Source organism: Flavobacterium sp. (genome assembly GCF_036741995.1).
In the GTDB taxonomy this organism is placed as follows: Bacteria; Bacteroidota; Bacteroidia; order Flavobacteriales; family Flavobacteriaceae; genus Flavobacterium.
On record NZ_DAINRG010000011.1, the window covers coordinates 23,090 to 47,515 of the forward strand.

The 24,426-nt window shown below is 39.5% G+C and carries 24 protein-coding genes; 7 read left to right on the plus strand and 17 right to left on the minus strand.

Annotation, left to right across the window (positions count from 1 at the left end):
- The first annotated feature begins 5 nt into the window (after window positions 1-5).
- The gene (locus V7D82_RS05680) at window positions 6-422 is read left to right on the plus strand and encodes a thiol-disulfide oxidoreductase DCC family protein (protein ID WP_333600043.1); all 417 of its coding nucleotides are present in this window, start codon (window positions 6-8) and stop codon (window positions 420-422) included.
- Window positions 423-469: 47 nt separating this feature from the next.
- Here V7D82_RS05680 and V7D82_RS05685 read toward each other — a convergent pair whose 3' ends face one another.
- The 3 genes from V7D82_RS05685 to aroC form a co-directional block, all read right to left on the minus strand.
- Window positions 470-2,113, minus strand: a complete 1,644-nt coding sequence (locus V7D82_RS05685; protein WP_333600007.1) for a T9SS type A sorting domain-containing protein — start codon at window positions 2,111-2,113, stop codon at window positions 470-472.
- Between the two features lie 62 nt (window positions 2,114-2,175).
- Window positions 2,176-3,429, minus strand: coding sequence for a dicarboxylate/amino acid:cation symporter (locus tag V7D82_RS05690; RefSeq protein WP_333600008.1), 1,254 nt, complete (start codon window positions 3,427-3,429; stop codon window positions 2,176-2,178).
- Complete coding sequence (aroC, locus tag V7D82_RS05695; RefSeq protein WP_333600009.1) at window positions 3,430-4,494, minus strand: chorismate synthase; 1,065 nt, start codon at window positions 4,492-4,494, stop codon at window positions 3,430-3,432. It lies immediately after the preceding gene.
- 216 nt (window positions 4,495-4,710) lie between these two features.
- On the opposite strand from aroC, the gene V7D82_RS05700 reads away from it, so the two are divergent.
- Window positions 4,711-5,211 carry a hypothetical protein gene (locus V7D82_RS05700; RefSeq protein WP_333600010.1) on the plus strand — a complete coding sequence of 167 codons (501 nt, stop codon included), beginning with the start codon at window positions 4,711-4,713 and terminating at the stop codon, window positions 5,209-5,211.
- A gap of 46 nt (window positions 5,212-5,257) precedes the next feature.
- Here the strand turns inward: V7D82_RS05700 and V7D82_RS05705 are convergent, their stop codons facing one another.
- Entirely contained in the window at window positions 5,258-5,680 is a 423-nt protein-coding gene (locus V7D82_RS05705; RefSeq protein WP_333600011.1) for a hypothetical protein, read from the minus strand.
- Window positions 5,677-6,813: an N-acetyl-alpha-D-glucosaminyl L-malate synthase BshA gene (bshA, locus tag V7D82_RS05710; protein WP_333600012.1), complete on the minus strand. Its 1,137-nt coding sequence runs from the start codon at window positions 6,811-6,813 to the stop codon at window positions 5,677-5,679. The genes V7D82_RS05705 and bshA overlap by 4 nt, the downstream gene beginning before the upstream one ends.
- 111 nt (window positions 6,814-6,924) lie before the next feature.
- Between bshA and V7D82_RS05715 the strand changes: the two genes are divergently transcribed.
- Window positions 6,925-7,620 (plus strand): SGNH/GDSL hydrolase family protein, encoded by a 696-nt coding sequence (locus V7D82_RS05715; RefSeq protein ID WP_333600013.1) that lies wholly within the window; start codon window positions 6,925-6,927, stop codon window positions 7,618-7,620.
- Between the two features lies 1 nt (window position 7,621).
- Here the strand turns inward: V7D82_RS05715 and V7D82_RS05720 are convergent, their stop codons facing one another.
- From V7D82_RS05720 to V7D82_RS05750, 7 genes are all read right to left on the minus strand, one after another.
- Window positions 7,622-10,627: a glycoside hydrolase family 3 N-terminal domain-containing protein gene (locus V7D82_RS05720; protein ID WP_333600014.1), complete on the minus strand. Its 3,006-nt coding sequence runs from the start codon at window positions 10,625-10,627 to the stop codon at window positions 7,622-7,624.
- A 10-nt stretch (window positions 10,628-10,637) separates the two neighbouring features.
- Window positions 10,638-11,120: an ABC transporter ATPase gene (locus V7D82_RS05725; protein WP_333600015.1), complete on the minus strand. Its 483-nt coding sequence runs from the start codon at window positions 11,118-11,120 to the stop codon at window positions 10,638-10,640.
- Between the two features lie 39 nt (window positions 11,121-11,159).
- A complete protein-coding gene (locus tag V7D82_RS05730; protein ID WP_333600016.1) occupies window positions 11,160-11,951 on the minus strand; it encodes a (Fe-S)-binding protein in 792 nt (263 codons plus the stop codon).
- An 85-nt stretch (window positions 11,952-12,036) separates the two neighbouring features.
- Window positions 12,037-12,483 (minus strand): LNS2 domain-containing protein, encoded by a 447-nt coding sequence (locus V7D82_RS05735; protein WP_264521286.1) that lies wholly within the window; start codon window positions 12,481-12,483, stop codon window positions 12,037-12,039.
- Window positions 12,484-12,562: 79 nt separating this feature from the next.
- Window positions 12,563-13,870 (minus strand): (Fe-S)-binding protein, encoded by a 1,308-nt coding sequence (locus tag V7D82_RS05740; RefSeq protein WP_333600017.1) that lies wholly within the window; start codon window positions 13,868-13,870, stop codon window positions 12,563-12,565.
- A 10-nt stretch (window positions 13,871-13,880) separates the two neighbouring features.
- The gene (locus V7D82_RS05745; RefSeq protein WP_333600018.1) at window positions 13,881-14,837 is read right to left on the minus strand and encodes an MlaD family protein; all 957 of its coding nucleotides are present in this window, start codon (window positions 14,835-14,837) and stop codon (window positions 13,881-13,883) included.
- Window positions 14,838-14,890: 53 nt separating this feature from the next.
- Window positions 14,891-16,090 (minus strand): N-acetylmuramoyl-L-alanine amidase family protein, encoded by a 1,200-nt coding sequence (locus tag V7D82_RS05750; RefSeq protein ID WP_333600019.1) that lies wholly within the window; start codon window positions 16,088-16,090, stop codon window positions 14,891-14,893.
- 213 nt (window positions 16,091-16,303) lie between these two features.
- Between V7D82_RS05750 and V7D82_RS05755 the strand changes: the two genes are divergently transcribed.
- Both V7D82_RS05755 and V7D82_RS05760 read left to right on the plus strand, forming a co-directional pair.
- The gene (locus tag V7D82_RS05755) at window positions 16,304-18,895 is read left to right on the plus strand and encodes a putative LPS assembly protein LptD (protein ID WP_442902379.1); all 2,592 of its coding nucleotides are present in this window, start codon (window positions 16,304-16,306) and stop codon (window positions 18,893-18,895) included.
- Window positions 18,896-18,911: 16 nt separating this feature from the next.
- A complete protein-coding gene (locus tag V7D82_RS05760; protein WP_333600021.1) occupies window positions 18,912-19,292 on the plus strand; it encodes a RidA family protein in 381 nt (126 codons plus the stop codon).
- Window positions 19,293-19,341: 49 nt separating this feature from the next.
- On the opposite strand, the gene V7D82_RS05765 is transcribed toward V7D82_RS05760, so the two are convergent.
- The gene (locus tag V7D82_RS05765; protein ID WP_333600022.1) at window positions 19,342-19,602 is read right to left on the minus strand and encodes a hypothetical protein; all 261 of its coding nucleotides are present in this window, start codon (window positions 19,600-19,602) and stop codon (window positions 19,342-19,344) included.
- A 217-nt stretch (window positions 19,603-19,819) separates the two neighbouring features.
- Between V7D82_RS05765 and V7D82_RS05770 the strand changes: the two genes are divergently transcribed.
- Entirely contained in the window at window positions 19,820-20,218 is a 399-nt protein-coding gene (locus tag V7D82_RS05770) for a hypothetical protein (RefSeq protein WP_333600023.1), read from the plus strand.
- Window positions 20,219-20,491: 273 nt separating this feature from the next.
- Entirely contained in the window at window positions 20,492-20,860 is a 369-nt protein-coding gene (locus V7D82_RS05775; protein ID WP_333600024.1) for a hypothetical protein, read from the plus strand.
- 58 nt (window positions 20,861-20,918) lie between these two features.
- Here V7D82_RS05775 and V7D82_RS05780 read toward each other — a convergent pair whose 3' ends face one another.
- The 4 genes from V7D82_RS05780 to pfkA all read right to left on the minus strand — a co-directional run bounded on the left by V7D82_RS05780 (window position 20,919) and on the right by pfkA (window position 24,405).
- Window positions 20,919-21,293: a methylglyoxal synthase gene (locus tag V7D82_RS05780; protein WP_333600025.1), complete on the minus strand. Its 375-nt coding sequence runs from the start codon at window positions 21,291-21,293 to the stop codon at window positions 20,919-20,921.
- A 54-nt stretch (window positions 21,294-21,347) separates the two neighbouring features.
- Window positions 21,348-22,199, minus strand: a complete 852-nt coding sequence (locus V7D82_RS05785; RefSeq protein ID WP_333600026.1) for a BadF/BadG/BcrA/BcrD ATPase family protein — start codon at window positions 22,197-22,199, stop codon at window positions 21,348-21,350.
- A 120-nt stretch (window positions 22,200-22,319) separates the two neighbouring features.
- Window positions 22,320-23,327 carry a type I glyceraldehyde-3-phosphate dehydrogenase gene (gene gap / locus V7D82_RS05790; protein WP_333600027.1) on the minus strand — a complete coding sequence of 336 codons (1,008 nt, stop codon included), beginning with the start codon at window positions 23,325-23,327 and terminating at the stop codon, window positions 22,320-22,322.
- Between the two features lie 91 nt (window positions 23,328-23,418).
- A complete protein-coding gene (gene pfkA / locus V7D82_RS05795; protein WP_333600028.1) occupies window positions 23,419-24,405 on the minus strand; it encodes a 6-phosphofructokinase in 987 nt (328 codons plus the stop codon).
- Window positions 24,406-24,426 lie beyond the last annotated feature (21 nt).

Consider the following 24,426-nt stretch of genomic DNA (forward strand, 5'->3'; position numbering starts at 1 on the left):
TGGAAATTGATGATTTACCAAAAGACAAAAAAATAATTCTCTTTGACGGAGTGTGTAATCTTTGTAATGCTTCGGTTCAGTTTATCCTAAAACGTGACAAAATGGACCGCTTCAGGTTTGTTGCCCTGCAATCAGTATTGGGCCAAAAAATCATCAATCATATCGGAATTGATACTAAAAAAGCAGATAGTCTTATTTTATACGAACCGGGAAAAGCTTACTATTCTAAAGCTTCGGCAGTATTAAAAATCACCAAAGAATTGGGAGGTTTTTATAATCTAATGAGTGTACTAACCGTGTTGCCAAAAGCAATTCAAAATTACATTTATGACTACATCGCTAAAAACAGATACAGATGGTATGGAAAAAAAGACACTTGCATGTTTCCGACACCAGAGCTTGAATCTAAATTTTTGCAATAAAAAAAGCCATCAAAAATGATGGCTTTTTTAGTATGATATATTGTAAATTATTCTTTTACCACTTTTTTAGTAGCAACACCTTGGTCTGTTTTGATTTTCATCATATAAACACCTGTAGCTAAATCGCTGATAGAAATTTGTCCGTTGGCAGCATTTAAATTTTGAGCTTTAACCACTCTACCATTCATATCTGTCATTTCCACAGAATTGATAACTGCATTTACATCATTTGAAATATTAATAATATTCTTAGATGGATTTGGATACACATTTAATTTAGAGGCTAAGAAATCGTTGTTTTTCAATACTTGTGTTACCACAAAGTTATCCATCAATAAAGCTTGTACTCCGGTAGCATTCGCCGGTGACATATTGTGAAAGCAGAAATAAAACACTCCAGTTGAAGGAGCTGTAAACGTAAACGTTTTCTCTACATAAGTAATATCAGAAAATGCTGGTTCACTTGCGATTGGAATAACTTGTGAAGGTACATCCTTAGCTGTACCGGCAGTTAATTCATAGTTAGCTGCATTTGTTGAGGTTGAAAGATAATTTCTAACCCAATAATCAACCGTAACATCAGAACCGGCAATAAGATTAACACCTCTTGAATACATACGTGAATCTGCTGCTGCTGCTGTTGGAGCAATTGAAGCAGTTGTAAATGCACCATCTTCTGCCAATCCTTGATTGATAAACCATCCGTCAGCACTTGTTTCCGGAACAGCTAACCAACCCACAAATGGTAAGATGAAGTTCTCAAAACTTTCTGTGTAAGTAGGATCTATAGCTTCAAAAACAGTATTGAAAGAATAAGGACCACTCCATTCACTTTGATCAGAAACGCTACAATCTTTTCTCACGTAGTAATCGTAAACAGTTCCAGAAGTTAATCCAGAAATTGTATAAGGACTAGTGATGTTAGTAACGGTAGTTCCTGTTCCCTGAGTAAAGCCAAAATCTCCGTATTCAATTTCAACTGAACCACCAGCTGTAACATTAAATGTTGCATCAACACTTGTCAAAGTAGGGTTAGTTGTTGAAAGATTTGTTGGTCTGGCACAAGTTACTGCTTTACCAAGACGAGTTTCCGGTCTGAAAGCGGAAGCGGCAACAGTTGCTGGAGGAGTAGTTGCTGCAGCTGCTGATATAGCACCTAACAAACCTCCTGCCAAAGAGTTATTACATGATCCTGTATTAGCGGTAGTAGCTATAGGATTAGAAAAATTTTGATAATCAAATGCAATATACAAACTACCACCAGTATAGGTAAACGTTGAACCTCCGGTAAATGGAATATCAAATGAACCAACTACATTAGGAATAGTAACTGCCGAATTATTTACAGTGGTCATTCCTGCAATGGCAGTGGCCCAAGTAGTACTCTTAGTGTTGGTTACATCGGCTGTATTTTGCATGTACACTACTATAGTTCCAGTAGTTGTAATGTTTTGAGCAGCTGTATAGGTAAATCCGATTGAATTAACCACAGATCCAGCTGTAAAACCTGAAGCAGCCATTTCATCTGCAGTAATTATCCAAACGCTTCTTCCTGCAGGTCTGGCACCTTGTGGAGCACGACCATTTTGAGACGTTCCACCGTTATTTGGCAATACGGTATAAATATCCGACTGAGCCTGTAAACTCAAACCCGATAATACCAAAAGCATCAATAAAGTAATTTTTTTCATAAATAAGTTATTTTTTTTATTAATAAAAGGAGTCCAAATATAGAAATAATTTTTCAAAAAAATTATTCTTTTTCGTATTTCCCAACTACAGAAGTTGCAATTGCATTTCCTAAGACATTGGTGGCACTTCTGAACATATCACAAAAATGATCTATAGGCAAAATCAAAGCAATACCCTCTATCGGAATTTTGAACATCCCACAAGTGGCGGCTACCACCACTAAACTGGCTCTGGGCACACCGGCAATTCCTTTACTGGTTAGCATTAACACTAATAACATAGTCATCTGAGTTCCCATATCTAGAGGGATTCCATAGACTTGAGCAATAAAAATACTGGCAAAAGTCATATACATCATGCTACCATCCAAATTAAAAGAATACCCTAAAGGAAGCATAAACGAAACTATTTTATCTTTGACTCCAAATCGTTCTAATTCTTCAGTCAATTTTGGAAACACAGCTTCACTACTTGTGGTTCCAAAAGCAATTACCAATGGACTGACAATTCTCTTAAGTAAGGTTGTCATATGGCTTTTCAGAAAAATGTACCCAATGACTAATAAAAACAACCACAATGAGCCAATTCCAACCAAAAAAGAACTAAAGAACTTGGCATAAGTCACCAATAACTCGTTGACATCTTTGATGGCAAAAACACCTGCTATGGCTCCAAAAACACCAATTGGCGCAAAAGTCATTACATAATTCACCATTTTCAAAATGATATGCGATGTTTTATCTAAAGCAGTAACAACCGGTTTGGCACTGGCACCAATAGAAGCGGCCGCTAATCCAAAAAAGATGGAGAAAATCACTATTTGCAGAATTTCATTACCGGCCATGGCCTCTACTATACTTTTGGGAATGATATGTTCTACAAAGTTTTGAGCTGAAAAACCTTCCGTTTTTTCGGTTACATCTGCTGCAGTGGTTAAATCAACTTTGCCCAATTTTAATCCAACACCGGGCTGCAAAGTATTTACCCAAAACATTCCTATTAATAAAGAAACAAAAGAGGCCGAGAAAAACCAACCCAACGCCTTCCCGCCTATTCGACCAACCGCTTTAATATCTCCAAGCTTAGCAATCCCGACAACCAGGGTCGTAAAGACTAATGGTGAAATAATCATTTGTACCAATCGGATGAAGATGGTCGCAAGCATTTTTATTTTATCACTAAAATTTTTGGCATCAGCTTCTATATAATTGTTGTGAATAAAAATCCCCAACAAAGCACCAACAAACATGGCAATAAGAATTTGAACCGTAAGATTAGAAAGAAATGATTTTTTAGGCGCTTCGATGGTACTCATTTATTTTTGGTATGTTTTATTAATCAAATAGAAATCGGCTAATACTAAGGCTGCCATAGCTTCCACTATAGGCACTGCCCTCGGCACCACACAAGGATCGTGTCTTCCTTTTCCCTGTTGCTCTACTATTGTGTTTTGATTAGTCAGTACTTCTTGTTTCTGAATCAAAGTGGCCACAGGTTTGAATGCTACTCTAAAGTAAATGTCCATTCCGTTAGAAATACCGCCTTGAATTCCACCGGAAAGATTTGTCTTGGTCGTGCCATCTTCATTATATAAATCGTTGTGTTCACTGCCTTTCATTCGGGCACCACAAAATCCGCTGCCGAATTCAAACCCTTTTACGGCATTAATAGAAAGCATGGCTTTACCTAATTCGGCATGCAACTTATCAAAAACCGGCTCGCCCAGCCCGATGGGAACATTTTGCAACACACAGGTTATAGTTCCGCCAACAGTATCTCCTTGCTTGCGAATTTCTTTGATGTAATTTTCCATTTTTTCGGCTGTGGCCAAATCAGGACAACGCACGGCATTGCTTTCGATTAGATTGAAATCTAAAGCCTGATAGGGTTTATCAATAAAAATATCGGCAACCGAAGACACAAATGCATTGATTTTTATTGTAGGCAAAACTTGTTTGGCAATTGCGCCAGCCACCACCCGGCAAGCGGTTTCACGTGCCGAACTTCGGCCACCACCGCGGTAATCGCGAATGCCGTATTTTTTCTCATACACATAATCGGCATGACTTGGGCGGTACGAATCTTTTATATGAGAGTAATCATCCGACTTTTGATTGGTATTCGGGATGATAAAACCTATGGGCGTTCCAGTTGTTTTCCCTTCAAAAATCCCGGAAAGGAATTGCACTTCATCTTCTTCTTTTCTTTGTGTAACAATAGAAGACTGTCCCGGTTTTCTGCGTTGCATTTCTTTTTGAATCGCTTCCATGTCGAGCGTTACTCCAACTGGGCAGCCATCAATAATTCCGCCTAGAGCATCGCCATGGGATTCGCCAAAAGTGGTCAGTCTGAAAAGTGTTCCGTAGCTATTTCCGGCCATAGTAGATTGTTTTAAACAAATATAGTTTTTTGATAGTATTTGGCGAAATTTGTTTTGAGATTATTTATTTTGGCTAAAATTGAAATTTTATAACTTTTAATAAATATTCTGTAAGAAACTATTCAGCTAATGCTATAACTTTGTCTGTATAGAATTGTTACTACAAATACAGTTTTATAGAGTAAACATTTTTAAACAAAAATTAATTCAAGAATTATGAAAAAATTATTTTTATGTGCTTTTATGCTAGTAGGATTAGCATTTAGCTCGCAGGCTCAACAGTTTTCGAAGAATGCCTTAGGACTTCGTTTAGGCGATAACGATGGTTTTGGTGGTGAAATATCCTATCAAAGAGGACTGTCTAAAAACAACCGTTTAGAATTAGACTTAGGTTGGAGAAACAGCAAACACGTGGATGCTTATAAACTAGTTGGTTTGTACCAATGGGTTTGGGATCTTGACAAAGGATTCAATTGGTATGCAGGTGTTGGTGGTGGAATTGGTAGCTGGAGCTACGATTATAATGGTGCCAACGATAACGGAACTATTATATTGGCCGCCGGAGACATTGGTATCGAATATAACTTTGCTGAAGTGCCGTTACAACTGTCTTTAGATTTTAGACCTGAATTGTATTTAAACAATAATGGTGATAATCAATTCAGAGAAAACAACTTTGGTCCAGACATCGCTTTAGGCATTCGTTACAGATTCTAATCGAATTATATAGTAAAAAAAATCCCGAGAAATTCTCGGGATTTTTTTATTTAATAACTATCGGTTTCTTCGAGTTGATTTTGAGAATCGTATAAGGAAATAACGACTCTTCATTTGACTGATCCGTAGGAATATTTTTTTGAGTGTCTTTGATATAGACTTCTATTTGTGTGGGCGTTTCTATTACTTTTTCAATCTTGATTCTGTTGTACGTTTCCTTTGTGGGTCCGGCATTCAGAATGACAAAGCTGCTATTAGTAGTATCGCTCGATTTTATTTTTTTCTTCAAAGTTTCATCACTCAACAGCATCATGATTTCTTTGGGTTCTGTCAGGATTTCGTAAAACTTAATGTTGGCGCCGCCATCATCATTAACGGTCAATACTTCATACAACGGCTTGCTCACTGCTTTTTTGGAAGAACAGGAAACTAAAAACAACACTATAACTCCGGCAATTACTTTTCTCATTTTGCTTTATTTTTTAAGGCTTTATGGTATAATTCTTCATATAACGGCAGGATATTTTTGATATCAAATTGTTTGGCTACACCTAAAGCATTAGTCTTAAATTGTGCCAAAGTAGCTTCATCAGATAATATTTTCAAAGCGTTTTCAGCCATACTATCTACATCACCCACATTGCTTAAATAACCGGAAATACCATCAAAGTTTACCTCTGGCAAACCACCTGAATTGCTGGATATGACAGGAACACTCCAAGCCATGGCTTCCAATGCGGCTAAACCAAAACTTTCCGTTTCTGACGGCAATAAAAACAAATCGGAATACGATAATATCTGGTCAATTTCATTACTGTTGCCAAAGAAAATAACCTTGTCCTCAATGCCCAATTCTCTGCACAACTGCTCCGCTCTGGCTTTTTCCGGGCCATCGCCTACCATCATCAACTTGGCCGGCATCTTTTCCTGAATTTTATAGAAGATCTTGATAATATCCGGAATGCGTTTTACTTTTCGGAAGTTGCTGATATGCGTAACAATGCGTTCCTCCTTTTTGGCCATAACCGAACGATGGCAGGAAATCAGACTTTCATTTCTATTTTTGTCCAATTCAATAAAATTGGGAATAACATGAATGTCTTTTTTGATATTGAAATGATTGTAAGTGTCGTCTTTTAAACTTTGGGAAACCGAAGTCACTATATCCGATTTGTTGATGCTGAAAGTTACCGCCGTCTTATAAACCGGATGGTTCCCCACCAAAGTAATATCGGTTCCGTGGAGCGTTGTCACCATCGGAATGTTAATCCCTTCACTTTTCAACATTTGCTTGGCCATGTAACCGGCATACGCATGCGGAATGGCATAATGCACATGCAACAATTCTATTTTATACAGTTTCACCATATCCACCAGTTTGCTCGAAAGTGCCAACTCATAAGGCTGATAATGAAACAAAGGATATTCAGGAACATTTACTTCGTGGTAATGTACATTCGGATTCAGCAATGCTAAACGCACCGGCTGACGATACGTAATAAAATGGATTTCATGCCCGCGATGTGCTAATTCGAGACCCAACTCTGTGGCTACTACACCACTTCCTCCAAAGGTAGGATAGCAAACAATGGCTATTTTCATAGTACTTTTTTAGTGCTACGAATTTAAGAAAAATATAGGTTGGTAGCGTGTTAATAAACTTTAAAAGTAAAATTGTATTTTAGCAAGACTAATGCACAAAGCCCAATCAAAATGAAAAGTACCGTTGGATTCTTTTTACTCTTTTTACAAGTAACTGTTTATAGCCAAAATGAAACAACCTTGATGGATTTTCCCAACTTAAAAAAATACGCCGAAGCCAATAAAACACTTCCGGCAAAACAGTCCAATGCCAAACGAATCGTTTTGATGGGAGACTCCATCACCGAATTCTGGAAAACAACTGATCCGGATTTTTTTACCAAAACCGGTTACATAGACCGTGGCATCAGCGGACAAACCTCACCACAAATGCTGCTGCGGTTTCGGCAAGACGTGATTAATCTGAAGCCAACCGTTGTGGTCATTCTGGCCGGAGTTAATGATATTGCCGAAAACACCGGCCCTATTTCTTTGGAAGCTATCTTAGATAATATCATTTCAATGGCTGAGCTGGCAAAGGCTAACAAAATCAAAGTGGTTCTTTCTTCCGTGCTTCCGGCAAATGCTTTTTGGTGGCGCACCGAGTTAAAACCTGCCGATAAAATCATCGCCTTAAATGCCCTGATAAAAGCCTATGCCGACAAGCACAACCTTACTTATATAAATTACTATGCAACTATGGTAAATGACGAAAAAGGACTTGATAAAAAGTTCTCTGATGATGGGGTTCATCCAATGCTCTCTGGCTATAAAGTGATGGAACCTTTGCTAGAAAAAGCTATTGCTGAAGTTTTAAGCAGAAAGTAAACTACTTCACCATAATCGCTTCCTGAATCACTTTTTGAATGTCTTCGCGAATGTTTTCTTTGGAAAGTGTATTTGGCAAATTAGAATCCGGGTAAGTTCGGTTAGAAAGAAAAACGTAAACAATATCGGTTTCCGGATCAGCCCAAGCCATCGTTCCTGTAAAACCGGTATGTCCAAAACTCGCCATCGAAACGCAACCACAAGTAGGGCCGCCGCCACTAATTTGAGGTTTGTCAAATCCTAAGCCACGACGGTTGCCTTCAGCACAAAACCAGCAGGTGTTGAAATCGGTAAACGTAGCTTCTGAGAAATATTGCTGCCCGCCGTAATTGCCTTTTTGGAGATACATCTGCATCATTTTAGCCACATCCATAGCATTCGAAAAAATACCGGCGTGACCGCCTACTCCATCTTCCATCGCCGCTTCCATATCGTGAACATACCCTTGCACCGTGGTGTGGCGGAAATAGGTATCGATTTCTGTTGGTGCAATAACGCTTTTATCAAATTTCTTCAAAGGATTATACAACGTATTGTTCATTCCTAATGCTTTATAGAAATTATCAGCCGCCAAATCATCTAACTTTTTCCCCGTGATTTTTTCCAAATATTGTTTCAGAATGATAAAGGTGAAATCGCTGTAACGGTATTCTTTTTTCTCAATCAGCGGACTGTTGATAATCTTCTTCATGATAGTATCATGGTAATCATCGCGCAGGAACAAACTGTCGGAAACTCTTTTGGTAAAGCCTTCCGTATAAACTTTGCGATAGTATTTCTCCATTGGCATTTTAGCCGAATCCAATGTGGCTTTGTAAAACGGAATCCAAGCCTGCATTCTGCCATAATGCGACAGTAATTCTTTAAATGTAATTTGCTGCTTATTGGACCCTTTGAACATTGGTAACATTTGTCCCAAAGTGGTTTCCAGAGTCACTTTCTTTTGGTCATACACCTGCATGACATTTGGCAATGTGGCTACCATTTTGGTCAAGGAAGCTACATCGTATAAATCCGTGTTTTTTACTTTGACCGTACCGTCATAGGTTTGTGTACCAAAGGATTTTTGGTAAATGACTTTGCCTTTTCTCGCAACTAGAATTTGCATACCGGGCGCCATTTTACCGTCAATGGCTTTTTGGGCTAAAGTTTCAATTTGCTTCAGTTTTTCGGAACTCATGCCAACATTTTCGGGCGATGTGAATCCTAAGCGGTTGAGCTTTTCGGTTTCTAAACCATCTCCCACTTTGAACGAACCATTAATAGAAACCGGTAGTTTTCCTTTGGATGCAATTGCGCCAAAAAGCAATTCAGCCGAAACTTCCTGAGCAATATCGCCATTTTGATAAGAAACAACCAACCCTTTGATGGCATCAAAATTTTGAATTTTAGAAAGCACATACGGTTTGGCAAAACAGTCTAAAATTACTTTCTTTTGGGAAGCAATTCTATCAATCATTTGCAATTCTGCATCCGAGAGTTCGGGTGCTTTCCACCAGGTTTTATCCGATTTATGATAGCCGATGATTACGGTTTGATAATCCGTCAATTTGGTCATCAACGTATCAATATTAGTCTCCGAAACTTCGGTGACTTCAGTATATTTTTTTAAAGTAGTTACAAAAGTTGTATTGGTATCATCGCCCATTTTGACATAAGCAATTTTTTGATTCAGGTTTTTAATTGGTAAAACCGCTTCGTCATTTTTGACCACCGTAACCGCATTTTCATACAACTCATATTGCAAGCCATCATTACTGATTGGATTCAGATCGTTATATAGATTGATTCCTTCAATAGGTTTGTATTTGTTGAGTCCGGCTTTGAATTTGTAATGCAAAATCTTCTTCACTGACTCCGCTAATCTGGCGTCCGAAATCAAACTGTCCTGATAAGCAATACAGATTTTTTCGGCGGCTAACGGGACATTTTCGGCAAAAAGCAAAATATCATTTCCAGCCAAAAAGGCTTCTAAATCAATATCGCCGGGCTTTTTGAAATTGCTGGCGCCTTTCATATTCAGGGCATCAGTAAAAATCAAACCGTCAAAACCCAATTCGTTTTTAAGCAAATCAGTTACCACATGATGCGAAATGGAAGTCGGATAGCCTTCTCTTGGCTCCAAACTCGGCACATTCAAATGCGCTACCATTACAGAAACCAAACCTTCATCAAACATGCGTTTATAAGGATACAACTCTACTTTCTCAATATGATCTAACGAAGCCGTGACCAAAGGCAAAGTGCTGTGCGAATCTGCAGAAGTGTCACCATGTCCGGGGAAATGTTTTCCGGTGGCAAAAATGCCCTGGCTTTGCGTTCCTTTCATTAGCGCAATGGCGTGTTCAGTTACATTGACTTTATTTTCGCCAAAAGAACGGTAACCAATAATGGGGTTTTTCGGATTGGTATTGATATCTAAAACAGGCGCAAAATTGAATTGCACTCCCATTCGTTTGCTTTCTTTCGCCAAACTGACCCCAACCTTTTCTATCAATTTCAAATCTTTGATAGCGCCCAATGTCATATTGAAAGGATAACGGAAAGTAGAATCTAAACGCATGCTCAGACCCCATTCGGCATCAATACCAATAAACAAAGGCACTTTGGCTTTCGATTGGTACAAATTGGTCAAACGAGCCTGACGCATCGGGCCACCCTGAAAGAAAATTAAGCCGCCTATTTTGTAAACGCGAACCAGTTTTTCAACCGCATTGGTGTGAATGGTATCTTTATTGGAATAAGCGGCCACCATGAACAATTGGCCTACTTTTTCATCAAAAGTCATTTGGTTGTAAATGCTGTCTACCCAATGGGTTTCGGCATCGGTTTCGGGAAAAAAGTTTTTCCGGTCGGATTTGATGTGAGGAATGTAGATTTCTTCATCTGCTGCTATTTCAGCTTTGGGCAAAACTATAGCGGTACTCTTATTCTTGGTGGACGAACAATTCGTAACCAAAAATAACAATGCCGTGAATAGTCCTATTCTGAATAACAAACTTTTCATGAACTGTGGATTAAAAGAATCGACTATGCCAGCTTTCTCCCGCGGGAACTTCCCAGTTTTCGTTGAATTCTTCGATGGTATTAACCAAATTATTGAAGACAATGGTATTAGCCGTAACCGCTTTCTCTTTGGCCATTCGCTTGAAATCAATCAATGATTTATGGGCAATGTGTTCCCCGTTTTTGAACGTCACGTTCATTTTATCCAGCAAATCAACTTGGTATTTTTGTTCCAAACTTTGAATAAAAGCTACCGAAGAATCGATAGAACAACCCGTTGCCTGTTGCACTTCCTGATTGACGGCGAGAATAATAAAACGACTGTATTTCAGCAGATAAGAAGCTTCTAATCCGGTGCCGTGTGCTGACCAGTTATCTAAGAATGTCTTTAACTCATTCTCGATTTCAGCCATCTCCTCATCTGAAAATTTGCGATTGGATTGGTAAATCCAAATTTTGGAATCTTCGGGTAAATTTTCAAAAGGAACGTACATTTGGTATAAGATTTAGGTATTGGGAATTAAGATTTACAATTATAAATCCTGTGCATTAGCTATTAATTCGGCTATGTCCATTACTTTGACATTGGCTTCTTGTTCTTTGGCTTTTACGCCGTCGGTCATCATGGTATTGCAAAACGGACAACCGGCTGCAATGATTTCGGGTTGGGTGGCCAAAGCATCTTCGGTTCTTTCTACGTTGATGTCTTTGTTGCCCGGTTCCGGTTCTTTAAACATTTGCGCGCCTCCGGCACCACAGCATAAACCGTTAGCTCGGGAACGTTTCATTTCGACTAGTTCAGCATCCAGTTTTTGAATCAAATCCCTTGGTGCTTCATAGACATTGTTGGCACGACCTAAATAACAAGGGTCGTGAAACGTGATTCTTTTTCCTTTGAATTGCCCACCTTCAATGGTTAATCGTCCAGCATCTAAAAGTGATTTTAGAAATTCCGTATGATGTACTACTTCGTAGGTTCCGCCTAATTCGGGATATTCGTTTTTCAGAGTATTAAAACAATGAGGACAAGCCGTTACGATTTTTTTAGCTTCATAAGCATTCAAAACCTCTATGTTCATCATGGCCTGCATTTGGAACAAAAACTCATTTCCGGCACGTTTGGCGGGATCTCCCGTACAGCTTTCTTCTGTTCCCAATACGGCAAACTCCACATTGGCACGATTTAAAATACGCACAAACGCTTTGGTGATTTTTTTTGCTCTGTCATCAAAACTGCCGGCACAGCCCACCCAAAACAATACTTCGGGTTGCTTGCCTTGAGCCATCATTTCTGCCATGGTCGGCACATTTAATACTTCTGACATTCTGTTTATATTTTTAGATTGTTAGATTTTTGGACTATTTAGATTTAATTTTAATCTAATAATCGAAACATCCAATAATCGATTTTTACTCGTGGTGTTCGTCGTCGAATACCTGAATGGTTACTTCTTTTTCTACTAAATCGGTGAACTTTCCTCTGTAACGGGTAGCTTTCACCAAGTGATTGTCAATCCAGTGGTAGTTTCCGCCACGTGGTTTTCCGAATAGGATTCCGTGGTATTTGAAACCGTGTTTTTTCAGCCAAATTTCGGTATATTCTCGGTGTGCTTCTGTTCTGGAGGTGAAGAAAAATATAATATGCCCTTCATCATACCATTTGTTCAATGTTACCAACGCATCCGGATAAACTTCAGCGGTTAGCATTCTTTCCGGTTCTTCGTTTGGGATATCGTCACAAACCGTTCCGTCAATATCGATTAGGTAATTCTTTACTCCTTCCGGTAAAATCGGACTTAAATGTTGTCCGTTTTGCGTGATGCTTTGCAGTTTTTTTTCAATGTCTTCCGCTTTCATTTTTTTACTTTTTATAGTTTATCCAATTCATTCGACAAATCCTCAAGCCTCACAATTATGAGAATTCATCTGTTTTATATTAATTTTCGTTTTTCCAGTTTAGTCGGTCTTGTTGGTTGTATTGCCAAGGCGCTCCATTGTTTTCAATATTGGTCATCATTGCGTTCAATGACTGTGGCGCCGCACTTTGTTCCATTACTAAATACCTTCTCATATCCATGATGATAGATAACGGACTGATATTTACCGGACACTCTTCCACGCAAGCGTTGCAAGACGTACAAGCCCAAAGCTCTTCTGCCGTGATATAATCATTCAACAGCGATTTATTATCCGGTACAAAAACACCTTTGTTGGCATCTATATTTCGTCCCACTTCTTCCATTCGATCACGCGTGTCCATCATGATTTTACGCGGGGATAATTTCTTTCCGGTTTGATTCGCCGGGCAGGATGACGTACAACGACCACATTCAGTACAAGTGTAAGCGTTCAATAATTGCACCCAATTCAAGTCCTGCACATCGCTGGCACCAAACTTTGCCGGAGGGGCATCAGCATCAGCCGGCGGTGCTGCAAACGGATCGACATTGGGATCCATCATTAGCTTAACTTCTTTGGTTACACTTTCTAAATTGTCGAATTTCCCTTTGGCATTCAAATCGGCGAAATACGTATTGGGGAAAGCCAAAAGAATATGCAAATGTTTAGAATAATACAGATAGTTTAAGAACGTTAAAATTCCGATGATATGGAACCACCACGCGGTTCTTTCAATGATTTCAACAGTTGTAATATCAAAAGAAGTAAACAGTGGCGTGATGTATTGCGAAATCACATTTCCGGAATTCATCATTTGAAAATGCAAATCGGTAGCATTCATCACTAAGAATAACGTCATCAACACCATTTCGAAATACAAAATCGTATCGGCATCTTTCTTTGGTGCTCCTTTTAAATCTGAACTGGCAAATCGTTTTAAACGGATAACATTTCGTCGAATCCAAAATACGATAACCGCTACCAAAACAAGCAGCGCTAATACTTCGAACGAGCCAATTAGGAAACTGTAAAATCCGCCTAAAAAAGAAAAGATTCTGTGCGTTCCGAAAAGTCCATCAATGATGATTTCTAAAACTTCAAGATTTATTATGATAAAACCGGCGTACACGATGATGTGCAAAAATCCGGCCACCGGGCGCTTTACCATTTTGGATTGACCCAAAGCAATCATCGCCATATTTTTCCATCGCGCCGATGGGTTGTCAGAACGATTAACGTCGTGTCCCAATTTGATATTGCGCGACAGCTTTTTTACATTTTTGGCAAAAAAACCAATTCCCGCAACAAGAAGGATAGCAAATAGTATGTTGTCGATATACATCATGGCTAAAAGTTTACTTTTTAATAGTATCGTTTACGGGTGCTTTATACGGTTTGTTTTTCTTTCCGAAGAGAGACACATTCACATAACGGGTTGGATTCAAACGCAAATCCTGCAATAGCAATTCCAACTCTTTTGAGGTTTTGGTAAAATTGGTATACAGTGCATCGTCTTTGGCTAGTTTGCCCAGAGTTCCTTTTCCTGCTTGTACATCGGCCATGATTTTGTCGACACTGGCTAATGTTTTTTCCAGTTTTTTAACGGTAGCTCCAATGTTTATTTTAGCAATTGAATCGGATATTTTAGCAAAATTGCCCGAAGCTTTGTCAAAGTTGGTCATCGTGTTATTGATTTTCCCTTTGTTTTCGGCCAACATTTCGTTTACATTATGAGAAGCTACTTTGAATTCGGCTAAAGTCGAATCTAAATTGGTAATGCTACTTTTTAAATGTTCTTTGGTTTTGGCATCCAAAACAGAGTTGACATTTTTGAGTAAGGCATCAGCCGAAACTACCATTTTTTCCACCTTTTCCTGTAAAGGAGTTAATCGTTCCGCCACTAAAGAAGTCAATCCGGGTTTAACATTACCTTTCAAGACCGTTCCGGATTCGGCCACAGATTTGTCTTCGAAATTCGGCATAATCATGATTTGCTTCCCGCCTATAAGTCCCGGTTCGTATATCGAAGCGACGCTTGATTTTGAAAAGGGAAAATCCGATTTGATTTGCAGTTCTACTTGTATTTTTCCCGAAGTATCCAGGAAACTAATTTTACTAACCTTCCCAACGGTAAGCCCGTTGATGGTTACCGGTGCCGAATTCACCAAGCCTTCTACATTATCATATTCTACATAGAACGTTTTATAATTGGACAGCAAATCGCGTCCTTTTAAAAAGCTGTAACCCCAAATAAATAATAATATCGAAGCAATAACCAGTATCGCTGTCTTAATTTCTCTAGTGATTTTCAATGGTAAATCGTTTTTTTGGCAAAGTTAAAATAAAATCCTATAACTCCTTGTTATTATTGTTTTAATGCTTCCTGAACGGAAACTTTTTTGCCGTTTTTGAAGGCAATTAAAAAGGCCTGCGCATATCCTTTAGCCTTGGCCTCTGCCAATAATCGCTTTGCTTCTTCATAATTGGAAGTGTCGCCATACATGTATTTGTACAAACTGCCTTCCGAAGCAATGGATATATTGCTTAATCCTTTGAAATTACTCGGAACCAATTCCAATTTTTTGCCACTGGCCGAAAGCTGTACTTTGAAACTGGCGGCAGTGGTAGTTGCTACTTCTGTTTTGATTTCTTCTTTAGGCCCCGGTTTTTTGATTTCCGGTTTTTTAACTTCCGGAACTTTGTTCGTTACTTTTGGGGTTGAAGGCGTATCAATAGGTTTGGTGCTTTCATCCTGCTCCATTTTTTTGGATGGCTTTTCCATCTCATCGCCGGCTCCGGTACCAAAATATTCTTTTTTATAACTCACAATCGCATCGGCTATCGCTTGGGCAATTTCATTCTGACCGTCTTCTGAATCTAATTTCGCCCCTTCCACTTGATTGGAAATGAAACCCATTTCTATCAAAACCCTTGGCATATACGCTTTGTGCAACACCATATAAGGTGCTTGTTTCACTCCTCTACTCTTTTTGCCCAAATCATCAATAAAATGATTTTGAACTTTTCCGGCTAAGGCAATGCTTTGGTCAAGGTATAATTCCTGAGCCATAATCATTCCGGCATAAGACTCCGGCGATTTTGGATCAAATCCTTCGTATTTTTGCTTGTAATCTTTCTCTAATGTCACCACCGAGTTTTCTCGTTTCGCAGCCTCTAAATTGGAAGCGTTTTTCGACATACCCATTACATACGTTTCACAACCATCAGCGGCATTGTTCGGATTGGCATTACAGTGAATCGAAACAAAAATATCGGCATCAGCTCTGTTGGCAATGTTAGCACGCTCAATCAAATCAATAAACTGATCTGTTTTTCGGGTGTAAATCACATTAATATTAGGGTTTTTTTCCAAAAGCTTTCCCACTTTCAAAACAACAGCTAAGGCAATATTTTTTTCAATGTGTCCGTGATATACGGCACCAAAATCGTGATCGCCATGGCCGGCATCGAGCGCAACTTTAAATTTTGCCTGACTGAAAATAGCATTCGACACTAAAAATAGCGCTACTATACAGAAAACATTGTGGTATCTATTGTAATTCATAAGAATGTAAAAGTTAATTTTAATTAAAACCCGGCGGGCATAAAACTAATATTTCGTTATTTTTGACCGAAAATATTGTTTAAGTTTGCCACGTCAAAAACCAAGCCATATTTCTACAAAAATAGTATTAAACCTTTGCAAAGAAACTTAATTAATATCGTTTTTTTAACAATTTTCCTAACATTAGGAACCGTAAAAACATATTCACAAGACTTGCCCAAAGAAAAAAAACCTTTCCCTGCTAAAAATCAAACAGATACAAAAAAAACAGAGAAAGAAGTGGCTGTAAAAGAGCTCGATACTATCAAAATTGACAGCACCAAAAAGAAGAAACCCCTACTCGACGGTAAGGTAAAATACAAAGCCGAAAAATACGCCAAGATCGACCAGAAGAAAAAGCTGGTTACCTTATACGACAAAGCCGAATTATACTATCAGGACATCGAACTGAAATCGGGGATTATTATTTTTGATTACCAAAAAAATGAAGTGTATGCCGGAAGAATCAAAGATTCTACGGGAGCTTATACCCAATCGCCCTCTTTTAAGCAAGGCAGTCAGGTGGTAGAACCTGATTCGATTCGCTTTAATTACAAGACCAAGAAAGCGTTGGTGTGGAACTCTAGAACCAAGCAAGGGGAAATGAATGTGAAAGCCGAAATTTCCAAAAAAGAAAACGACTCGGTTTACTTTCTGAAAAAAGCCCGATTCACCACCGCCAAAGACATTGACAATCCCGAATATTATTTCCAGGCCAGCCGCGTAAAACTGGTGCCCGGCAAAAAGGTAGTCGTTGGGTTTACCAATATGGTCATAGCCGATGTACCAACGCCTTTAGCCTTGCCGTTTGCCTTTTTTCCGATGACCGAGAAGAGTCGTTCCGGACTGATTATTCCGAGTTATAACGACAGTAATACCCGAGGTTTTTCGTTGCAGAATGGGGGTTATTATTTTGCCTTGAGCGATAATTATGATTTGGCCGTTTTGGGCGATTACTATACCAACGGAAGTTATGCCATGCGCTTTGAATCGTCGTATGCCAAGCGCTATAAGTTTTTGGGGAATGTCAACATCCGATTTGAAAACCTGATTACCAGCGAAAGAGGCTATCCTGACTATCTCCGAAGCAATATTTACAACATTCAGTGGACGCATACCAAAGACGGAAAATCAAATCCGAATTCCCGTTTCTCGGCTTCGGTGAATCTTGGAAGTACTAAATACTATGCCACTTCTATCAATCAATCCAATGTGGGTGCCCGATTGAATAATTCGTTGAGTTCGTCTATATCGTATTCCAAAACCTTTAATTCTGTTCCGCAAGTGAATATGTCGTTATCGGCAACCCATTCGCAAAATACCAATACCGGGGAAATCAACATGACGCTGCCCTCCCTGCAAGTGAGCGTGGACCGTATGTATCCTTTTGCTCCCAAAGACGGTGTGAAAAAAGGAATCCTGAAAAACATCAACCTGCAATACAACCTTAAAGGCGAAAACCGCATTAAAACTACCGATGCCGATTTCTTCAAGCCACAAATGTTTCGCGATGCCAAAGCTGGTTTCCAGCATAGCATTCCGTTGAGTACCAATTTCAAGGTTTTCAAATACTTCAGTGCTACCACTGCCATCAATTATAATGAAGTATGGTATATGAAAACCATCAAAAAACAATATGATGCCGCCCAAAACAAAGTAGTAGATGTAGAGGTGAACGGCTTTGATGCCTTCAGGACCTATTCGTTCACGGCCGGTTTGGGAACCACGGTTTACGGAACGTTTAATTTTGGTGAAAACAAAAAAATTCAAGCCATCCGCCATGTGATGCGCCCTAATATTTCCTATAGTTATACCCCTAGCTTTTCGCAGTATTATGATACTTATGATTCTGACGGAAGCGGCACCATGCTAAAAGAATACACCCGATTTGACGGCGGTATCTTTGGTGCACCGGGCAAAAACATGTCTAACAATGTGGGATTCAGTTTGAGCAATACCTTCGAGGCCAAAGTAACCGATAAGGATTCGACCAAAACGGAGCCTAAGAAAGTCATGTTGCTAAACAACCTGAACTTCTCTACCAGCTACGATATTACGGCCGATTCCCTACGTTGGTCTCCTATGCGTGTTAGTGGTGGAACACAGATTTTGAACCAAAAAATGAACATCAATTTTGCGGCAACCCTCGATCCTTACGCCATCAATAGCGCCGGAAAAAGAATAGATACCTGGAATATTGACAATGGCGGAAGTCTGTTCCGTATGACCAGTGCCAATATGACGCTGAACTATGCCTTTGCCAGTAAATCGGGCGATGACAAAGAAAAAGTAAACACCCAAAGCAAAAGAAACGGAGGTCGTGAAGACGATTTATTTGGTACCAATGCCGATTTAAATGACAGCCGACAGAGCCAGTTTAAAGACGATGATAAAGAAGATAAAAGCGGCATAACCGATTTCTTTAAATACAAACTCCCCTTTGATGTGAATCTGGCGTATTCGTTGACCTACTCCGACATTAATCGGGAAAAGAAAATCACCGGCAACTCGCTGATGGTTTCGCTCAATACCGACTTAACGCCCCGATGGAAAGTGGGTGTCTCTACCGGTTATGACATGGTTCAGAATGGGGTTACCTTTACGCAACTCCGCTTTGAACGCGACTTAGAGAGCTGGCGCATGAGTTTTAGTTGGGTTCCTTTTGGCGACAATCCGTATTGGAGTTTCTTTATCGGAATCAAATCGGGTGTGTTGAGCGATATCAAATGGGATAAACGAAACCAGGCCGACAGAACCTTACGATAGTTTTAAATAGAACCTTATGAAAAAAATAATCTTTACCGATAAAGCTCCGGCACCGATTGGCCCTTATAACCAGGCGGTTTTAGTGGGAAACACCCTTTATACCTCCGGGCAAATTGCTTTGAACCCGGCCACTATGGAATTGGTTTTAAACGATATTGAAACCGAAACTAAACAAGTGATGGAAAACATGAAAGCCGTTTTACAGGCTGCAGGCATGACTTTTGACAACGTAGTGAAAACCACCATTTTTATCATGAACATGGGCGACTTTGCCCGAATCAATACCGTTTATGGCAGTTACTTTGACGAAAAAACAGCTCCCGCCCGCGAAACGGTGCAAGTAGCCGGTTTGCCCAAAGGCGTAAACGTCGAGATTTCGATGATAGCCGTGCAATAGACAGCAACAAATCGGCTGTAAAATAGCAAGTCCCTACTGGTTACATCCGTTAGGGATTTTTTTTATGGTGTTCCGCCACCTTCTTAGTGTCTTCCGCCACATTCTTAATGTCTTCCGCCACCTTCTTGATGTCTTCCGCCACCTTCTTGATGTCTTCCGCCACCTTCTTAGTGCGTTCCGCTGCCTTCTTGATGTCTTCCGCGACCTTCTTAGTGTGTTCCGCCACCTTCTTAATGCGTTCCGCCACCTTCTTAATGCGTTCCGCCACCTTCTTAGTGTGTTCCGTCATCTTCTTGGTGTCTTCCGCCATCTTCTTGGTGTCTTCCGCCGGCGGAAAGGAGTAATAAGGTGGCGGAAAGGGGCAAGAAGGTGGCGGAAAGCCTCGTAGATACAGCGGAATGGAATAAATGTGAGAAAATAGGTTGTAATTGTTTATATTTGAAATAACGAAACGCTGCTTTACTGTTTAGATGGTGAGTTAGCAACAATACTTTCCCAATAAGAATATTTGAATTAATTTTTGCAAAATGATTATAACCGAATTATTAGACATTATAAAAATTAACGACGATGGTACGCTTTTAAATAATCTTTATGATGAATTTAGAGATGGCAGAAATCCTAATGACATTTTGATTCTACTGAATTCAGATGACGGCATGATTGGTTTTGGGTGCGATATATCATGTGAAATCAAAATTAAGGACGCAGGAGTTCAGAGAACGATAATGGATAGATTAGAAGAGATCTTAGCACATAACAAAGATTCATACAATAGACAAAGAGCATTTGACGCATTATATGGATTTTACATGGATAATGATGATACGAAAGGACTGCTTTTGCTTTGTGAGAAATTAATTAATGATGATATTGACGAAATCAAAAGTTTTGCTTTAGAATTTATAGATAAAAACAAAAGGTAAGCTATAAGTACTGCTGCTAACAGCCGTTTGTAGCAATTGCAAGGCTTGGGCTTCTCGATACATTTTGAGCTTTGCTCAAAACACTCGAAGTGACGACACTGAATCATTAATCCTAACAGAGTAATCATTATTCCCGGAACTCCGATAGTGTAGAAAATATTCTATACCGAAACAACAACAATTCTACAACCCAACAGCCCGTATCCAAATAAATTTGTGTAAAGAAGCTAACTGAAATTTTCTGTTAGTAACGTGAAACTTAAAACATAATTTATGAAGAACAAAAGCTTAGTAGTTGTGGCCTTCGTCTTTTCGATGGCTATGCAGGCACAAGTTAAAAGTACCATTGAAGTCCAACAACCCTCTGTAAAAGTGGGTACCGTATCCATTCCGCAACCTAAAGTGGAAATAACCAAACCCAAAGTGGAAATTGTAAAGCCCAAAGCGGAAGTTGAAGTAGTCAAACCCAAAGCAGAAGTGGTTAAAAACGATAAGGATAATAATGCTTCTGAAAGAGGCCGGGAAAGATCGGCTCACGGAAAAGCAAGAGCAGAAGACAACAAAGCAGAAGCCCATGAAGAATGGAAAGAAAAAAAAGCAAAGCACAAAGGAAAACACCGGGGAAAGCACAAAGGCAACTGAGAGTACAACAAACAAAAAAGCGGTTTAATCAAACCGCTTTTTAATTTAGATAAATTCGTTATTTAATTTCATCCAGTCCTAATAGCAACAACTGGGCAGTGGCTTCATTAGTAGCCAAAGGCACATTGTGCACATCACAAATCCGAATAAGCATATTGATGTCGGGTTCATGCGGATGGCTGGAGTTGGGATCTTTGAAGAAAAGCACCATTTTGGTTTTGCCTTCGGCTACGCGAGCTGCAATTTGAGCATCACCGCCTAAAGGCCCCGAGAGCATTTTTTTGACTTTAATGCCTACTGCTTCCACCTTGCCTCCTGTGGTTCCGGTAGCAATCAGTTTGATATTTTCTTTGGCTAAAATGTGTTTGTTTTTATTGATAAACTGAACCATGTCAGCTTTCTTCCCGTCGTGAGCAATAATGGCGATTTCCATAAAGTATATTTTGGGTAAAAATAAAAAAACCACACTAATGTGTGGTTGATTTGTCTATTTATTTAAAACGTGGTAAGCAATTAACCCGTCAATAGGTCTGCGGAGCACGTTCCCTATTTTGATATCGTATTTGTTTAAAATCTGTTCCAATTCGTCTTTCAGATAAAATGCAATAGAACCCACAAAATGTACCGGAACCGTGGTGCAATTGTCAAACTGCATGATGTAGTTTTTGGTAAAATCCTTCAACTCTTTGCGGATGATTTTTTTACAAAAAGGATCTTCTTTGTGCTTAATGATGAATTTAGCAAAAGTGGCTAGATACGCATTCGGATTGGCTTCTTTATACAAATTGGCTTTAATATAATCGGCATCTAAATTGTATTCTTCCTCAAACTCTGCAGCTAATTCTTTAGGCATTTTGTTGAAGTAATACCCGCGCAGCAAATGACGTCCGAAACGGTTTCCGGAACCATCATCCATAGCGATATAGCCTAAGGATTGTACTTTTTGGTGCAACACTTTGCCGTCAAAATAACTGCAGTTTGAACCTGTTCCCAATATGCAAACGATAGCTTCTTCATCTTTGGGAGTCGTGGCATACACCGCCGCATAGGTATCTTCGTGAACCGAAACAACTGCATTCTTGAAATAATCCTGAAAAACACTGGTCAAAAAATCTTTCATTCTGTCGGTTCCGCAACCGGCGCCGTAAAAGAAAAGATGGGACGCTTTGTCTTTGTTGTGTTCAATATCGAACTTGTCATCAAGGCGGGCAACAATGGCTTCTTTGTCTAATACTTCAGGATTTAAGCCCAAAGATTGCGTGGTGAAAAGCACTTTTCCGTTGTCATCAATGGCAATCCAATCGGCTTTGGTAGATCCACTATCAACTAATAGTTTCATTTGGTTTAGTTTGTTTTATTCCGCTGCGCTCCGATTATTAATTTTCTTACTATCAAATGCCTCGGGTGGTTAAAAATAAAAATCCCGTCACAGCTAGTGCAACGGGACTTTATGAAAATATTATAAGCCGGCGATGTGAACCGATAAATCAATTAATTTGCTGGAATAGCCATACTCATTATCATACCAGGAAACCAATTTGAAGAAAGTAGAATTCAAACCAATTCCCGCTTTAGCGTCAATGATTGAGGTTCTAGAGTCAGAAACGAAATCCTGAGAAACCACGTCATCTTCTGTATATCCTAAAATTCCTTTCAATTCGTTTTCAGAGGCTTTTTTCAAAACCGCCATGATTTCTTCATACGAAGTTTCTTTGGCCACTTTCACCGTTAAATCTACCACAGATACGTCAACCGTAGGAACACGGAAAGACATCCCGGTTAATTTTCCGTTCAAGGCCGGAATTACTTTTCCAACCGCTTTGGCAGCACCTGTAGAAGATGGAATAATGTTTACGCTGGCAGCACGGCCACCTCTCCAGTCTTTTCTGGATGGTCCGTCAGCCACCATTTGTGTAGAGGTTGAAGCGTGAACCGTAGTCATCAAACCTTCCACAATTCCGAAATTGTCATTGATTACTTTGGCCAATGGCGCTAAACAGTTCGTAGTACAAGAAGCATTAGACACTACTAAATCAGTAGCTTTTGCCTCTAAGTGGTTTACTCCCATTACAAACATTGGAGCATCAGCCGATGGCGCAGAAATGATTACTTTTTTGGCACCACCATCAATATGCGCTTTGGCTGTATCGATAGTTGTGAAGAAACCGGTACATTCTGCTACCACATCAACGTCAACGTTTTTATCATCCCATTTGATTAGTTTTGGATCTCTTTCGGCTGTAACTCTGATAAATTTATCGTTTACATAAAGTTGCCCGTCTTTTACTTCTACTTTCCCGGCAAAACGACCGTGAACTGAATCGTATTTTAATAAATAAGCCAAGTGATCTACATCTAATAAATCGTTGATAGCTACTACTTCTACATTATCTCTATTAAAAGTTTCTCTGAAAACAATTCTTCCAATTCTCCCGAAACCGTTAATTCCTAATTTTACTTTTGACATTTTTTCTTTTATTGTTTATTTTATAATTTATTACATGTGGTTAGTTGTTTTGTCATCGAATTACCGAATCAACAAATAACCGAATATCCTTTTAAGTTGACATGATATTTGAAATGCGCAGCAGTTCTCTATCGATTTCCGAATGGCCTTTGATGGCTTGTTCTAATGGTGTTAGTTCAATTTTATCGGCTAACACTCCTACCATAAAATTGGTTTTTCCTTCCAGTAGCGATTCTACCGCTTTTACGCCTAATCTTGACGCCAAAACCCGGTCGTAACAAGAAGGCGCGCCACCGCGTTGCATGTGCCCCAGTACCGAAACCCTAATGTCATATTCCGGCAAATGCTCTTCGATATAATCTTTGAGTTGGAAAACATTTTTCCCCATCTTCTCGCCTTCAGCCACCACAACAATACTAGAAGATTTTCCAGAAGCCTTACTTTTTTGCAAAGATTCTAACAAGCGCTCTAATCCTAAATCTTCTTCTGGAATCAGAATTTCTTCAGCTCCAGCCCCGATTCCGGCATTTAAGGCGATGTGCCCGGCATCTCTTCCCATTACTTCCACAAAAAACAAACGATTGTGCGAACTGGCAGTATCTCTGATTTTATCAATACATTCCACAACGGTATTCAAGGCCGTATCATAGCCAAGGGTATGACTGGTTCCGAAAATATCATTATCAATGGTTCCCGGAATGCCCATCACAGGAAAATTAAATTCTTCGTTAAATACTTCGGCACCGGTAAACGAACCGTCTCCACCAATCACTACCAAAGCATCTACTCCGGCATTGACTAAGTGTTGGTGGGCTTTTTGACGGCCTTCCACGGTCATGAATTCTTTGGAGCGAGCCGACTTTAAAATAGTCCCGCCTTTGTTCACAATATTGTTCACACTTCTGGGTCCCATTTCTTTAAAATCGCCTTCTATCATCCCTTGGTACCCTCTGTAAATCCCAATACATTCTATATTGTGATAGGCGCAGGTTCTGACTACCGAACGGATGGCGGCATTCATCCCGGGAGAATCACCTCCCGAAGTTAAGACACCTATTTTTTTTATGGTTTTTGACATTTTTTCAGTATTAAAATGTAA